Genomic DNA, 14,575 nt, shown 5'->3' on the forward strand with positions numbered 1-14,575 from the left:
TTCACGCGTCGACCGCAGCGGTAAGTATCGGGTTGGGAGGGGGTGTCAACTCGGAAGTTGCCGCGCCCGCGGTGCCCGCGTCGCACCGCCCGCCGCTCACCCGACGCGCCGCGCGTTGCCGTACACGTTGCACCGCTCGCCGCGGGCGAAGCCGATCAGGGTCAGGCCGGCGCGTTCGGCGAGGTCGACCGCCAGCGAGGTGGGGGCGGAGACGGCGGCGACGATCGGGATCCGCGCCGCGAGCGCCTTCTGGGCGATCTCGAAGGAGATGCGGCCGGAGACGGCGAGCACGTGGCCGGCGGGCGGCACGCCGCGCGCGCAGGCCCAGCCGATCACCTTGTCGACGGCGTTGTGGCGGCCGACGTCCTCGCGCACGACGCGCCGCTCGCCGACGACGGTGAACAGGCCGGCGGCGTGCATGCCGCCGGTGGCGGCGAACAGCGGCTGCGCGGCGGCGAGCGCCGCCATGATCTCGCGCACGACCGCCGGGGCGACGCGGACGGCGACGTCGAGTGGCGGCGCGGTGGCCAGCGCCTGCTCGATCGTGGCCTTGCCGCAGACGCCGCAGCTCGCGCTGCTGACGAAGTTGCGGCGCAGCGCCTCGAGGTCGAGGGCGACGTCGTCGCGCAGGCTGACCGCGACGACGTTGTCCTCGGCCGCCGGATCGGCGACGACGCGGCAGTGGCGCACGGCGAGGATCTGGTCCGCCGAGCCGACGATGCGCTCGCTGACCAGGAAGCCGCGCGCCAGCTCCTCGTCGTGCCCCGGCGTGCGCATCAGCACCGCCACCGACACGCCGCGCACCTGGATCTCGAGCGGCTCCTCGCAGGCGACGGCGTCGCGCGCCGGGGCCTGCACGCCGGCCGCGACCCGAATCACCGCGACACGGCGGCTGCCGGCGTCCTCGTCGACCATCCGCGCCCGTCAGCAGCCGGCCAGCGCCGCGCCGACGGCGGCGATCAGCTCGTCGATCGTCACCCGGCCGTCGCCGCTGGCATCGACGGCGCGGCAGTCGCCGACCGGGCGCGACCCGAGCGCGATGCCGACCGCCAGGATCAGCTCCTCGATGGTCACCCGGCCGTCGCCGCCGCAGTCGCCGCGGCAGGTCGGCGCCGCGCCCTCGCGCCACAGCTCCCAGCCGTGCACGCCGTCGCTGGCGGCGAAGTACAGCGTGCCGTGCAGCGCGGCGAAGCCGGACGGCGAGGAGGAGGCGACGCCGGGCGCGACGTCGGCAACCATGGTCGTGCCGGCGCTGGTGCCGTCGGTGATCCACGGCTCGCATCCGAGATCGGTGCAGGCGACGAAGGCGCAGCGATCGCCGAGGTCGACGAACGACTGCGGCGACGAGCTGTCGGGCCCCGGGCGCAGATCGCGCAAGAGATGGGTGCCGTCGGCGGTGCCGTCGCTGATCCACGGCTCGGCGCCGTGCGGCCCGTCGGCGGCGCTCATCACCACCCGGCCGGCGAACGGCGCCAACGCGAGGATGCCGGCGCTGCCATCCGCGGCGGGGTCGAAGCGGCGCAGCAGACGGGTGCCGTCGGCGGTGCCGTCGCTGACCCACAGTCCGGTGCTGGCGTCGGCGGCGTCGACGCTGAGGAAGAGCTGGGAGCCGCTGGCGACCATCCGTTGCACGGCGACCCCTTCGGCGGTTCCGGGCCAACTGCGGACCGGCTGGGTCCCCGCTTCGCTGCCGTCGCTGCGCCAGAGCACCGAGGCGCGGCTGTCGTCGGTAGTCACGAAGTAGGTCTGCTCGCCCAGCGTCGCCAGCAGGCGCGGCTCGGAGCCGCGCCCCGGTTCGGGGGCGATGTCCTTGATCAGCCGCGTGCCCTCGATCGTGCCGTCGCTGATCCACGGCTCGGCGCCCTGCATGAACGGGTCGGCGCTGAGGACGACGCGGTCGCCGTGCGCCACCATCTCCCGCACCTGCCGGAAGCCGCCGCCGCAACCGGTGCCGGCGTCGCTGCCGTCGGTCCGGCACACCCAGCCGTAGTCGGCGAGCAGGAAGTAGAGCGCACCGCCGGCCACCGTCAGGCGGTACGGCGCGCCGGCGAAGCGCGACTGGGCGACCACGGTGCCGGCGGTGGTGCCGTCGCTGCGCCACAGCGCCTGCGGGCTGCCGGTGGACGGACGGCCGGTGGCGAAGAACAGCGCCCCGGCGAAGGCGGTGAGGTCGCCGATGTCGTTGGCGCGGTACGGTTCGCCGATCTCGCGCACCAGCGCGGTGCCGGCGGCGGTGCCGTCGCTCGCCCACAACTGGCGACCGCGCGCCGCCGTGTCGACGGCGGTGAAGAAGAGGCGGTCGCCGACGGCGACGAGATCGGCGGGGAACGAGGAGTCGGTGAATTGATCGTCCGCGGCGATGTCGGCCAGCAGGTGGGTGCCGGCGGCGGTGCCGTCGCTCGTCCACAGCTCGCTCGCTTCGTCGTCGCCGGGGGCGGCGAAGAAGGCGCGGCCGCCAGCGCCGCTCAGCGCATCGATGGTCGGCAGCGTCGTCAGGAGCCGGGTGCCGGCGGCGGTGCCGTCGCTGCGCCAGAGGCTCTTCTCGGGACCGGAGGCGAGGGTGAACAGCACCTGGCCGTCGAGCGCCGCGATCTCCTGGCCGAAGGCGGCCTGGCCGAGATCGACGACCCTGGCCGGCGCGGCGGCGCGCTCGTCCCAGCGCCAGAGCGCGCTGCCGTCGGGGTCCCTGCCGAGGAACAGCACCGCGGCGCCGAGGCGGGCGAAGGCGGCGGCCTCGACGCCCGCCACCGCCAGGGCGGTGCCGGCGCGGGTGGCGTCGGTGGCGAAGATGCCCTCGCCGGCGACCGAGAACAGCATCCGGCCGCCGAGCACCAGGTTGGGCGTCCCGAGCTCGGCGGGAAAGGTGCGCTCGACCACCGGCGCGGTGCCGCCGGCGGTGCCGTTGCTGCGCCACAACGCCGCCGTCCCCTCGCGGCCGTACACGGCGAAGAGGAGTTGATCGCCGAGCGCCGCGAGTGGAATCGGATAGGCCGTCTCGCCGGCGGCAGCGAGCGTCTTCACCAGGCGCGTGCCGCCGCCGCTGCCGTCGGTCTTCCAGAGCGCCGGCGCGCCGTCGCTCAGGGCGTCGAAGTAGACGCGGTCGCCGACCGCGAACAGGTGCGGATCCCAGCGACCGGCGGAGACGAGACGGGCGATGCGCTCGCTGCCGGCGGCGGTGCCGTCGCTGCGCCAGACGTCGAGCGCGAAGCCGTCGTCCTGACGGTGGACGGCGGCGAAGATCACCCGCTCGGAGGTGGCTGCGATGGCGCACGGTCCCTGGAAGCGGCGGTCGCCGGCGACGCGCGCCAGCTCGACCGTGCCCTGCGCCGTGCCGTCGCTGCGCCACAGCGCCAGCTCGCGCGAGACGTCGTCGACCCTGGGCACGCGGGCGAGGAAGTAGACGCTGTCGCCGCGCTCGACCATGCACTGCACCTCGGAACTCCACGGGCCGGGCTCCAGATCCGTCACCAGGCTGGTGCCTGCCGCGCTGCCGTCGCTGCGCCACAGCTCCTCGCCCGCCGCCGGCGTGGTGGCGAGGAACACCGTCCACGGTCCGAGGCGGTGGAATTCGCGCGGCCAGCTCGACATCGGCTGGGTCCGCGCCCAGATGTCGCGCACCATCGTCGCGCCCGGCGCGCCGCGCTCGTCGCCCGCGCCGGGCGAGGCTCCGACCAGGGCGCCGGCGAACGCCAGCGCGCGCCCCCATCGCGTCGCGCGGCACGGCATCATGACCCGACTAGAGCATTGCGGCGCGCCTCCGTACAACCGGCCGCGCCTCAGCGCAGGCCGCGCTGGTCGGCGGCGCGGACGGCGGCCTCGAGGTAGTCCAGGGTCGCGTCGAGCGCGGCGGGGTAGATGCGATCGGGGGAGTCGGTGGCGCCGTGCATGCCGCGACCGAGGGCGTGCCGCGGCAGGTCGCTCGACAGGGTCAGCGCCGGCACGCCGTGGGCGAGGAACGAGCGCGCGTCGGTGGCGGCGCCGTACCAGGTGACGTAGAGCGGTTTGCCGCGCTGCTGGCGGTGCACGGCATCGAGGAGGGCGAGCAGCGCCGGATCGGGCGGGAAGGCGCGGAGGGAGAACTTCTCGCTGCCGAACACCGCCAGGTCGGGCGCGGCGCCGATGAACTCGAGGTTGATGACGCCGGTCGGCAGATCGGCCGCCTCGGCGAAGCGCTGGCGGGCCCATTCCCACGAGCCCTGGACGCCGATCTCCTCGCCCGAGAGGAGCGCGATCTCGACCTCGGTGCGCGGCAGCGGGCCGGCGGCGCGCAGGCGCTCGGCGAGGCGGACGAGCGTCGCGCAGGCGGCGCCGTCGTCGAGCGCCCCCGGGCTGCGCGCGGCGACGACCATGCCGGCGCTCAGCGACAGGAAGAGCCCCAGCCCGTAGAGCGGCGCCGCCCACGCGGCGATGCGCGCCAGGCGCGGCAGCGGCCCGCGGCGGTAGCGGCGGCGCGCCGCCCACGCGGCGGCGCCGATCATCAGGACCGTCACCGGCAGGCCGAGCAGCTCGATCGGCGCCCGCTGCACGTGGTCGAGCAGATCGGTCTTGGTGTCGTAGTGCGCCGCCAGGATCAGCCGCTGCCGCGGCTGCTGCGCCGGCAGCCTGGCGACCACGTGATGCTGCGGCACGGCGCCGATCCACGAGACGATCGGCACGTAGCGATCGAGCTCGAGCAGCAGCAGCGCCGGCAGCGCCACCGCCAGGGCGAGGGCGAGGAGCGGCCGGCGGGCGCGCAGGCACCAGGCGTAGAGCAGCCCGCCAAGCAGCGCGAGCACGCCCGCCAGGCGCAGGCGATACGGGTGCGCCGTGTAGGCGACGGTGCTGACCTCCATTCCCAGCCGCTGCAGCGTCTCCGCCAGCCACGCCGCCGTCTCGTGCAGCGCCGCGCTGCCGTTCTCGCGCGGCTGTTCGGTGAGACGCGGCAGCAGCTCGCCCCAGGTCGCCATCCCGGCGCTCTACGCCGTCGCGCGCCGTGGCTTCAAGCACGCCCCGCTTCTGGCGTATGGGCTGGAGACGGAGGGACGACGGATGGACGCCGTACACTACGAGGTCGAGGGGCCGGTCGCGATCGTCACCATCGATCGGCCACAGGCGCGCAACGCGGTCGACGGACCGACGGCGGCCGAGCTGGCGGCGGCCTTCCGCCGCTTCGCGGCCGACGAAACGCTCGCCGTGGCGGTGCTGACCGGCGCCGACGGCACCTTCTGCGCCGGCGCCGATCTCAAGGCGGTGGCGCTCGGGCGCGGCAACGCCGTGCGACTCGACGGCGACGGGCCGATGGGGCCGTCGCGCCTGCTACTCGACAAGCCGGTGATCGCCGCGGTCGAGGGCTACGCGGTCGCCGGCGGCCTCGAGCTCGCGGCCTGGTGCGACCTGCGGGTGGCGGCGCGCGACGCCGTGTTCGGCGTCTTCTGCCGGCGCTGGGGCGTGCCGCTGATCGACGGCGGCACCATCCGCCTGTCGCGCCTGCTCGGCCACAGCCACGCCCTCGACCTCATCCTCACCGGCCGCGGCGTGTCCGGCGAGGAGGCGCTGCGCATGGGACTCGCCAATCGGCTGGTCGAGCCCGGCACGGCGCGGCGCGAGGCGGTGCGGCTGGCGACGCAGATCGCCGCCTTCCCGCAGCGCTGCCTGCGCGCCGACCGCCTGTCCTCCTACCGGCAGTGGGACCTCTCGTTGCCGGACGCGCTGCGCGCCGAGACCGAGGGCGGCATGGCGGTGCTCGACGAAGCGGCGGCGGGCGCCGCCCGCTTCGCCAGCGGCAAGGGGCGGCACGGCGCGTTCGAGTAGCAATCGCGGAGCGCACGCGCCGGCGCCGCCGGCGACGCGCGTTCCCCTGCGGCCGCCGTGGTGACAAGGGGCCGCAGCGGAGAGGGTCGGGTGCTGGAAGAAGGACACGCGGCGGCGTCGCGCTACGACTGTTGGTGACGCTGATCGGCGACGTCGCCAGCGCCTACGTCGAGCTGCGCACGACGCTGCGCGGCTGGCGATCGCGCGCCAGAACATCGCCCGCCAGGCCGGAGCCGACGATCGGCCGGCAAGAAGACGCACTCTCGCCATCCCCTTCGTGTCGGTCTTCTACGTCACCCTGCGCGACCTGGTGGAAAAGTACGGCGCGTAGTCGACCGATCCCCCGCCGCGGCAGCGCACGCAGCCAGGCTGCATCCGCGCTCGTCGGCGCCCATCGGTGGCCATCGGTGTGCATCTGTGTTAGCCAAACGCCCGTTTGCGGATCGACGGATGACCCAGGACGTTCCCGAGTTCCAGTTCAGCGCCGACGCGCTGACGCTGCGCCAGTTCATCTACGAGTACTGGTGCGCCAACGGGCGTGGCCCCAACCTGCGCGCGGCGCACGAGGCGACCGGGCTCGACCGCGAACGGATCATCGCCGCCTACCGGCAGCTCGACCTCGGGGTGATCTGCGTCGTCGATCACGAGACGCAGAACTGCAACCTGCTGAAGGCGCAGCCGTTCTCCAGCTTTCCCAGCCAGGTCGAGGTGCACCTGGACGGCCGCTTCCACTGCTACGCCGGCTGCGCGATGGAATCGATCGCGCTGTCGCGCATGCCGCCGTTCGCCGGCAGGGAGATCCGCCTCGAGTCGTACTGCGCCTGCTGCCTCGCCCCGGTGTCGATCACGACCCGCGATGGCGCGGTGCTGGCGGCGTCGCCGGAGGCGGTGCGCATCCACATCAGCGCCAGCCCGCGCGACTGGAACACGACCAACATCGTCTCGATGTGCGACAGCATGAACTTCGTCCACGACGCCGACCACGCCGAGCGCTACGAGCAGCGGATCGCCCGCCGCGGCGTGCTCGTCACCCTCGACCAGGCGCGCCGCTTCGTTGCCGACACCGCCGCCAACCGCATGCACCGCTACGACTGGCCGCCGGTGGCGGTGAAGCCGGCGCGCATCATCGCCGGCCTGAAGGCCCTGGGAGTCGACCTGAGCAACTGGGGCGAGTAACTGCAGGTCGTGCGGGTGCGAGGGTGTTCGTCGTGGCGCCGAACCGATCCGCGTCCTCCGACCAACGACACCACGACGTGACGACCTGACGACCTCCGAAAGGATTCCATGTACCTCGACTTCACCCCCGAGCAGAAGAAGCTCCGCGACGAGCTGCGCGCCTATTTCGCGGCCATGATGACCGAGGAGCTGACGCGCGAGATCCAGAGCAGCGGCGAGGGCGGCGGCGGCCCGCTCTACCACCAGGCGCTGCAGAAGATGGGCGCCGACGGCTGGATCGGCATCGGCTGGCCGGTCGAATACGGCGGCCAGGGGCGGACCCCGATCGAGCAGTTCATCTTCAGCGACGAGGTGCAGCGGGCCGGCTTCCCCCTGCCCTTCCTGACCATCAACTCGGTCGGCAACACCATCATGCAGTTCGGCAGCGAGGAGCAGAAGAAGGAGCTCCTGCCGCGCATCCTGCAGGGCACGCTGCACGCCGCCATCGGCTACACCGAGCCGGAGGCCGGCACCGATCTCGCCTCGCTGCGCACCCGGGCGGTGAAGGACGGCGACGACTACGTCATCAACGGCACCAAGGTCTTCACCAGCCTCGCCAACTACGCCGACTACATCTGGCTGGCGGCGCGCACCGACCCCGATGCCCCCAAGCACGCCGGCATCTCGATCTTCATGGTCGACACCAAGCTGCCCGGCTTCAAGCTGACGCCGATCTGGACCATGGCGGGGGTGCGCACCAACGCGACGTACTTCGAGGACGTGCGGGTGCCGAAGTCGGCGCTGGTCGGCGGCGAGAACATGGGCTGGTCGCTGATCGTCAACCAGCTCAACCACGAGCGCATCGCCCTGATGACCGTCGGCCCGCTCGGCCGCAATCTCGAGGAGGTGCGGCAGTGGGCGCGGGCCACCCGGCTCGCGGACGGTCGCCGCGTGATCGATCAGGGGTGGGTGCAGCTCAACCTGGCGCGCGTGCGCGCCGGGTGGGAGGCGCTGCGGCTGCTCAGTTGGCGGCAGGCGTGGTGCATGACCAACGGGGGCGTCAACTTCGCCGACGCCTCGACGGTGAAGGTGTACGCCAGCGAGTTCTACGTCGACGCCTACCGCCTGCTGCTCGAGGTGGTCGGCCAGGGCGGCGCGCTGCGCAAGGACTCCGCCGCCACCGTGCTGCAGGGTCGCCTCGAGATGCTCTATCGTGCCATGCTGATCCTCACCTTCGGCGGCGGCACCAACGAGGTGCAGCGCGACATCATCGCCATGGCCGGGCTGCAGATGCCGCGGTCGATTCGCTGATCCCCCACGAGACGGACAGAGGCACACCGAGATGGATTTCGCCTTCACCGAGGAACAGGACGCGCTGCGCCAGTTGGCGCGCAAGATCTTCGAGGACCACGGCACGCACGAGCAGTTGCGCGCCGTCGAACAGTCGCCGGAATGGTTCCACCGCGCGCTGTGGGACGAGCTCGCCCGGGCCAATCTGCTCGGCGTGGCGCTGCCCGAGGACGTCGGCGGCAGCGGCCTCGGCTTCCTCGAGCTCGCCGTGCTGCTCGAGGAGCAGGGACGCGCGGTCGCGCCGGTGCCGCTGTGGCCGACGCTGGCGCTGGCGGCGCTGCCGATCAACCTCTTCGGCTCCGAGGCGCAGCGGCAGCGCTGGCTGCCCGGGGTGGCGCGCGGCGAGACGGTGCTGACGGCGGCGCTGACCGAGAACGGCTGGGACGATTCGGCGGCGATCACCGCCACCGCCCGGCGCGACGGCGCCGTCTGGCGGCTCGACGGCGCCAAGGCCTGCGTCCCCGCCGCGCACCTCGCGGCGCGCATCCTGGTGCCGGCGCGCACCGGCGACGCCGCCGCCGGGGTCTTCCTCGTCGACCCGCGCGCCGCCGGCGTCGAGCTGCAGCGCGACGTCGCCACCAACGGCGAGCCGCTGGCCGAGCTGCGGCTGAGCGGCGCCACCGTCGGCGCCGACGACGTGCTCGGCGACCCGCAGGGCGGCGGCGCGATCGTCGACTGGACCGTGCAGCGCGCCATCGCGGCGCTGTGCGCGACCAATGTCGGCGTCGCCGAGGCGGCGCTGCGCATGACCGCCAGCTACCTCACCACCCGCAAGCAGTTCGGCAAGCCGCTGGCGACCTTCCAGGCGGTGGCGCAGCGCGCCGCCGACGCCTTCATCCAGGTCGAGGGCATGCGCTGGACCGCCTGGCAGGCGGTGTGGAAGCTGGCCGAGGGCCGCGCCGCGCGCGAGGACGTCGACGTCGCCAAGTTCTGGGCCGCCCAGGGCGGTCACTTCACCACCTACGCCGCCCAGCACCTGCACGGCGGCATGGGCCTCGACCTCGACTACCCGGTGCACCGCTACTTCCTCTGGTCGAAGGCGATCGAGCTGTCCCTCGGCGGCGCCACCCAGCACCTGGCGAAGCTGGGCGCGGCGATGGCGAACGCGGAGTCGTATGATACGTAGTCCGCTGCGCGTTCGGCCCGCGTGCGGACCCGCGCCGCGGGCCGTCCGCCTCGTGCCCGTCGCCGTCGCGCTGCTCGCCGCCTGCAGCGGCAGCGTCCTCACCTCGAAGTTCCCGCGCCTCGGCGCGCCGACGCTGGCGCCGACCGACCCGGCGCAGGTGGAGGTGCTGCGCCGCCATCCGGTCCGACCGTACGTGCGCCTCGGGAAGATCCGCGCCACGCCGCGCGGCGGCGCCAGCGCGCAGCAGGTGGAGACGGCGCTGCGCCAGGCCGCGGCGTCGATGGGCGCCGACGCCCTCGTCTTCGAGCGCGACGGCGAGGGCGACGCGGGGCCCTTCGTCGAATACCGCGCCATCGCCTACCGCGCGCCATAGGGAGCCGCCTCCGCTCGCCCGCGTCGGACGCGCCGCATGAACGTCCTCGTCTTCGCCGCCGCGGCGTTCGCCGCCACCATGCTCGGCGGCGCCGTGGCGCTGCGCCTGCGCGACCGCCTGCACCTGATCCTCGGTTTCAGCGCCGGCGCGGTGGTGGCGGTGGCGTTCTTCGACCTGCTGCCGGAGGCGATCGAGCTGTCGGAGGGCCACCACCCGCCCGCCACCGTCACCGCCGTCGTCGCCGCCGGCTTCCTCCTCTACCTGCTGTTCGACCGACTGCTCCTGCTCGGACACGCCCACGCCGGCGGCGAGCACGATCACGGCCACCGCCACGGCGTCGACGCCCGCGGCAGCGTGCGCGCCGGGTCGCTGTCGCTGCACAGCCTGCTCGACGGCATCGGCATCGGCCTGGCCTTCCAGGTCTCGCCGTCGGTCGGCCTCGTCGTCGGCCTGGCGATCCTGGTGCACGACTTCTCCGACGGCATCAACACCGTCAACGTGATCGTGCGCCACGGCGGCGACCTGCGCAGCGCCCTGCGCTGGCTGCTGCTCGACGCGATCGCGCCGGTGCTCGGCATCCTCCTCACCCTGCTCGTCAGCGCCTCCCAGGCATCGCTCGGCCTGCTGATGGCCCTGTTCGGCGGCTTCTTCCTCTACATCGGCGCCGCCGACCTCATCCCCGAGAGCCACCACGCGCATCCGACCTTCTGGACGACCTTCATGACCCTGCTCGGCGCGCTGGTCCTGTTCCTCACCATCCGCATCGCCGGCTGACCGTCGCGGCTCAGCCGCCGAAGTCCCAGCCCGCGCCCCGCTGGTAGGCGCGCAGGATGAGGCGGGCGACGCTGACCCGGTGCACCTCGTCGGGCCCGTCGTAGATGCGGGCGAAGCGGGCATGGCGGTACATGCGCTCGAGCGGCGTGTCGGCGCTGACGCCCTTGGCGCCGAACACCTGGATGGCGCGGTCGATCGCGTGGTGCAGCATCTGCGCCCCGACCACCTTGATCAGCCCGATCTCCACCCGCGCCGGATCCCCCTGGTCGATCTTGTGCGCCGCGTCGAGGGTCAGCAGCCGGCACGCCTGGATCTCGGCCGCGGTCTCGAAGATCATCTGCTGCACCTGCTGCTTGTCGGCGAGCGGCGACCCGAACGCGGCGCGGCCGAGGGCGCGCTCGCACATCAGGTCGAAGGCGCGCTGCGCCTGGCCGAGCCAGCGCATGCAGTGGAAGATCCGCCCCGGCCCGAGGCGCTGCTGGGCGATCAGGAAGCCGGCGCCGCGCTCGCCGAGCAGGTTGCGCCGCGGCACGCGGACGTTCTCGTAGACCACCTCGCAATGGCCGCCGTGCATGCCCATCACCGGCACCTCGCGGACGATGGTGTACCCGGGCGTGTCGGTGGGCACGATGATCATGCTGAAGGCGGCGTGCGGCGGCGCCGCGGGCTCGGTGCGCGCCATCACCGTGGTGTAGGCGGCGACGTTGGCGCCGGTGGTGAACCACTTGCGGCCGTTGATCACCCAGTGATCGCCGTCGAGCGTGGCCGTGGTCTGCAACTGGGTCGGATCCGAGCTGGCGACCTCCGGCTCGGTCATGGCGAAGCTGGGGAACACCTCGCCGGCGACCAGCGGCGCCAGGTAGCGGTCGCGCCACTCCGGCGAGGCGTGCAGGTTGAGCATGATCGAGTCCTGCAGCGAGTGCGTGCCGAGCGCGACCATCGCGTGCTCGGAGCGGCCGATCACCTCGTTGACGTACACGTAGTCGAGGAACGGCAGGCCGCCGCCGCCGAGCTCCCGCGGATGGCCCAGCGCCCACAGACCCGCCGCCTTCGCGTCCGCCATCAGCCCGCGCAGCACCAGGCGGCCGGCCTCGCCGCCGGCGTCGAGCGCCGATTCCAGCGGATAGATGCGCTCCTCGATGAACTGCCGCACGCGCGCGCGCAGCGGCCGGATGTGTTCGGGAACCTGGAAGCTCATCGCCCCTCCTCTGTGGCCCTCAGCGCCCTCTGTGGTAGATGGGTCCGATGCTGCTGCGCCGTCTCGGTTCGACGCTGTTCTGGGTGTTCCTCGTCGTCAGCTCGCTGCTGCTGTTTCCGATCGCGGTGCTGATCTGGGCCGCGACCGTCTGGTTCGACCGGCGCCTCGTGCTGCTGCACCGGTTCACCTGCTTCTGGGCGTCGCTCTACTCGTGGCTCAACCCGGTGTGGCGCGTGCACGTCGAGGGCCGCGACAAGATCGATCCCGGCGCCGCCTACGTCATGGTCGCCAATCACCAGTCGCTGCTCGACATCCTGGTGCTCTTCCGCCTCTTCACCCATTTCAAATGGGTATCGAAGATCGAGAACTTCCGCGTCCCCTGCATCGGCTGGAACATGAGCCTCAACCGCTACATCAAGCTGCGGCGCGGCGACAAGGAGAGCGTCGAGCAGATGATGGTGGCCAGCGAGCAGGCGCTGCGCGAGGGCAATTCGATCATGATGTTCCCCGAGGGAACGCGCTCCGCCGACGGCCGCCTGAAGGCGTTCAAGCACGGCGCGTTCACGCTCGCCAAGCGGGTCGGCGCGCCGATCCTGCCGATCGTCGTCGAGGGCACCGCGGCGGCGCTGCCGAAGCGCGGCTTCGTGCTGCAGGGACGGCATGCGATCCGCATTCGGGTCCTCGATGCGATCCCGTATGCGCGCGTCGCCTCGCTCTCGGTCGAGGCGTTGACCGATCACGTGCGGGCGCTGATCGCCGCCGAGCTCGGCGAAGCGGCCGCGCGCGAGAGCGCCTGACGGCCGCGCGCGCCACGCGCTCGACGGACCGTCACGCGCGCGGCGCCACGATCTCGACGGCGCCGACCACTTCGCGGCACTGACGCGATTGTCGCGCTGCGAGAACGCATCTTGCACTGCGTTCGCGACCGCATCGAACACTGCAGCAGTCGCGGCGAGCGCGACCGCTCCCCGGCATGAGCCCGCGCACATCACGTCGCGCGGCACGCCGGCGGCGGGCGCGCGCGGCGCGCTGGGAGAGGGGATCGCGATGACCGCTCGGCGTTCACACAGCGTGGCAACGCACCTCGGTGGCGCATTGATCGCGCTCGCGCTCGCCGCCGCCCCGGAGACGGTGGCGGCGCAGTGCGGCGACGGCGCCGTGCTCGCCCCGGAGGAATGCGACGACGGCAACACGACGAGCGGCGACGGCTGCTCCGCCACCTGCCAGCTCGAGGATGCGTCGGCGCTCTGCGCCGGCGTCGCCACCCACAGCGGCACGGCGCTCGCGGCGGTGCGGGTCGCCGCCGGCCTCAGCCAGCCGGTGCAGGTGACCGCGCCGCCGCTCGATCCCAACAGCCTCTACCTCGTCGAGCGCGGCGGCACGGTGCGCATCCTGCGCGACGGCGGCCTGCTGCCGACCCCGTTCCTCAATCTCGTCGGCCGCGTCAGCAGCGGCGCCGAGCAGGGCCTGCTGAGCATCGCCTTCCACCCCAACTACCGGAACAACCGCCGCGTCTTCGTCGCCTATACCGACGGTCGCGGGATGTCGGTGCTGTCGCGCTTCGAGAGCACCACGGCGGCGCCCGACGTCGTGGCGCTGAGCAGCGAGCGCATCCTGTTGGTGGTGCCGCAGCCGTTCCCGACCAACAACGGCGGCCAGCTCGCCTTCGGCCTCGATGGCCGCCTCTACTACGGCCTCGGCGACGGCGGCGGCGTCAGCGATCCGTCCGACAACAGCCAGAACGCCTTCAGCCTGCTGGGCAAGATCCTGCGCCTCGACGTCGACGTCGAGACCCCGCCCTTCTACGCCGTGCCGCCCGACAACCCGAACGCGGCGCTCGGCCCGATGTTCGGCCTGGTGTGGGCGAAAGGGCTGCACAATCCGTGGCGCTTCGGCTTCGACCGCGTCACCGGCGCGCTCTGGATCGGCGACGTCGGCGAGGACCAGCGCGAGGAGATCGACGTCCTGCCGGCCGGCAGCGCCGGCGCCAACCTCGGCTGGGATGTCTTCGAGGGCAGCCTCTGCTTCGAGCCGGCGCCGCTGTTCCCGAGCTGCCCGGCGCCGACCGCCGGCTTCACCTTCCCGGTGCGCGAGTACGACCACGGCCAGGGCTGCGCCGTCATCGGCGGCTTCGTCTACCGCGGCTGCGCCCTCCCCGATCTGCAGGGCCGATATTTCTACGGCGACCACTGCAGCGCCTTCGTCCGCAGCGTCGCGCTCGACGGCGGCGTCGCGGTCGATGACGCCGACCACACCGCCGAGCTCACCCCCGGCGGCGGCCTGAGCATCGACGACATCACCGCCTTCGGCGAGGACGCGCGCGGCGAGCTCTACATCGTCGACGGCGGCGGCGAGGTCTTCCAGATCGTCGCCGGCGCGCCGCCGGCGGCGGCGACGAGCACGCCGACCGCGACCGACACCTGGACGCCATTGCCGGCGACCGCGACCCCGACCCAGACCGCGACCTTCGTGGAGTCGACGGCGACGGCGATCGTCATCGGCAATCCGACGCGGACCGGCACCCCGACGCGCACCCAGACCCCGACGCGGACGCCGACGCCCAGCCGCACGCCCACGCTGGCGCGGACCGCCACCCCGACGCGGACGCCGACCGCCACCGCGCAGCGCGGCCGGCCCTGCGACGGGACCGACCGCGATGACGACCGCGGCGGCCGGGACGACGACCGGGATCGCGGCGACGCGCGGCGCGACGAGCGCGGGCGCGACTGATCGGCCGAGCTGGCGACGCCGGATCCCGTCCCCGGGCGTCGCCCCGCCGCCACAGAGGGCGCGGAGGAGCACGCCCCTC

The 14,575-nt window shown here is 73.3% G+C and carries 12 protein-coding genes; 8 read left to right on the top strand and 4 right to left on the bottom strand.

Features of this window, described 5'->3' with window-relative positions; all coding sequences use genetic code 11:
* Positions 1-96: 96 nt before the first annotated feature.
* The 3 genes from fdhD to KF840_18550 are packed head-to-tail and all read right to left on the bottom strand — an operon-like array spanning position 97 to position 4,946.
* Positions 97-915: a formate dehydrogenase accessory sulfurtransferase FdhD gene (gene fdhD / locus KF840_18540; GenBank protein MBX3026910.1), complete on the bottom strand. Its 819-nt coding sequence runs from the start codon at positions 913-915 to the stop codon at positions 97-99.
* 9 nt (positions 916-924) lie between these two features.
* Entirely contained in the window at positions 925-3,729 is a 2,805-nt protein-coding gene (locus KF840_18545) for a hypothetical protein (protein ID MBX3026911.1), read from the bottom strand.
* A gap of 47 nt (positions 3,730-3,776) precedes the next feature.
* Positions 3,777-4,946: a M28 family peptidase gene (locus tag KF840_18550; protein ID MBX3026912.1), complete on the bottom strand. Its 1,170-nt coding sequence runs from the start codon at positions 4,944-4,946 to the stop codon at positions 3,777-3,779.
* A gap of 82 nt (positions 4,947-5,028) precedes the next feature.
* On the opposite strand from KF840_18550, the gene KF840_18555 reads away from it, so the two are divergent.
* From KF840_18555 to KF840_18580, 6 genes are all read left to right on the top strand, one after another.
* The gene (locus tag KF840_18555) at positions 5,029-5,790 is read left to right on the top strand and encodes a crotonase/enoyl-CoA hydratase family protein (GenBank protein ID MBX3026913.1); all 762 of its coding nucleotides are present in this window, start codon (positions 5,029-5,031) and stop codon (positions 5,788-5,790) included.
* Between the two features lie 450 nt (positions 5,791-6,240).
* Positions 6,241-6,966 carry a hypothetical protein gene (locus KF840_18560; protein ID MBX3026914.1) on the top strand — a complete coding sequence of 242 codons (726 nt, stop codon included), beginning with the start codon at positions 6,241-6,243 and terminating at the stop codon, positions 6,964-6,966.
* 108 nt (positions 6,967-7,074) lie between these two features.
* Positions 7,075-8,256, top strand: a complete 1,182-nt coding sequence (locus KF840_18565; protein ID MBX3026915.1) for an acyl-CoA dehydrogenase family protein — start codon at positions 7,075-7,077, stop codon at positions 8,254-8,256.
* Between the two features lie 31 nt (positions 8,257-8,287).
* Positions 8,288-9,421 carry an acyl-CoA/acyl-ACP dehydrogenase gene (locus tag KF840_18570; protein MBX3026916.1) on the top strand — a complete coding sequence of 378 codons (1,134 nt, stop codon included), beginning with the start codon at positions 8,288-8,290 and terminating at the stop codon, positions 9,419-9,421.
* 52 nt (positions 9,422-9,473) lie between these two features.
* Positions 9,474-9,794 (top strand): hypothetical protein, encoded by a 321-nt coding sequence (locus KF840_18575; GenBank protein MBX3026917.1) that lies wholly within the window; start codon positions 9,474-9,476, stop codon positions 9,792-9,794.
* Positions 9,795-9,830: 36 nt separating this feature from the next.
* Positions 9,831-10,568: a ZIP family metal transporter gene (locus KF840_18580; GenBank protein ID MBX3026918.1), complete on the top strand. Its 738-nt coding sequence runs from the start codon at positions 9,831-9,833 to the stop codon at positions 10,566-10,568.
* A gap of 10 nt (positions 10,569-10,578) precedes the next feature.
* On the opposite strand, the gene KF840_18585 is transcribed toward KF840_18580, so the two are convergent.
* Positions 10,579-11,766, bottom strand: a complete 1,188-nt coding sequence (locus tag KF840_18585) for an acyl-CoA dehydrogenase family protein (protein ID MBX3026919.1) — start codon at positions 11,764-11,766, stop codon at positions 10,579-10,581.
* A gap of 47 nt (positions 11,767-11,813) precedes the next feature.
* Here KF840_18585 and KF840_18590 point away from each other — a divergent pair, with 47 nt between their 5' ends.
* Positions 11,814-12,563 carry a 1-acyl-sn-glycerol-3-phosphate acyltransferase gene (locus KF840_18590; GenBank protein MBX3026920.1) on the top strand — a complete coding sequence of 250 codons (750 nt, stop codon included), beginning with the start codon at positions 11,814-11,816 and terminating at the stop codon, positions 12,561-12,563.
* Between the two features lie 274 nt (positions 12,564-12,837).
* Positions 12,838-14,496, top strand: a complete 1,659-nt coding sequence (locus KF840_18595; GenBank protein MBX3026921.1) for a PQQ-dependent sugar dehydrogenase — start codon at positions 12,838-12,840, stop codon at positions 14,494-14,496.
* Positions 14,497-14,575 lie beyond the last annotated feature (79 nt).

Source organism: bacterium (assembly GCA_019637795.1).
GTDB lineage: Bacteria > Desulfobacterota > Binatia > HRBIN30 > CADEER01 > JAHBUY01.

Excerpts from the sequence above, each read along its gene's own strand:
- KF840_18555 (MBX3026913.1), top strand. The coding sequence starts at position 5,029 with ATGGACGCCGTACACTACGAGGTCGAGGGGCCGGTCGCGATCGTCACC.
- KF840_18550 (MBX3026912.1), bottom strand. The coding sequence starts at position 4,946 with ATGGCGACCTGGGGCGAGCTGCTGCCGCGTCTCACCGAACAGCCGCGC.
- KF840_18585 (MBX3026919.1), bottom strand. The coding sequence starts at position 11,766 with ATGAGCTTCCAGGTTCCCGAACACATCCGGCCGCTGCGCGCGCGCGTG.
- KF840_18570 (MBX3026916.1), top strand. The coding sequence starts at position 8,288 with ATGGATTTCGCCTTCACCGAGGAACAGGACGCGCTGCGCCAGTTGGCG.
- fdhD (MBX3026910.1), bottom strand. The coding sequence starts at position 915 with ATGGTCGACGAGGACGCCGGCAGCCGCCGTGTCGCGGTGATTCGGGTC.
- KF840_18580 (MBX3026918.1), top strand. The coding sequence starts at position 9,831 with ATGAACGTCCTCGTCTTCGCCGCCGCGGCGTTCGCCGCCACCATGCTC.
- KF840_18565 (MBX3026915.1), top strand. The coding sequence starts at position 7,075 with ATGTACCTCGACTTCACCCCCGAGCAGAAGAAGCTCCGCGACGAGCTG.
- KF840_18560 (MBX3026914.1), top strand. The coding sequence starts at position 6,241 with ATGACCCAGGACGTTCCCGAGTTCCAGTTCAGCGCCGACGCGCTGACG.
- KF840_18590 (MBX3026920.1), top strand. The coding sequence starts at position 11,814 with ATGCTGCTGCGCCGTCTCGGTTCGACGCTGTTCTGGGTGTTCCTCGTC.
- KF840_18545 (MBX3026911.1), bottom strand. The coding sequence starts at position 3,729 with ATGATGCCGTGCCGCGCGACGCGATGGGGGCGCGCGCTGGCGTTCGCC.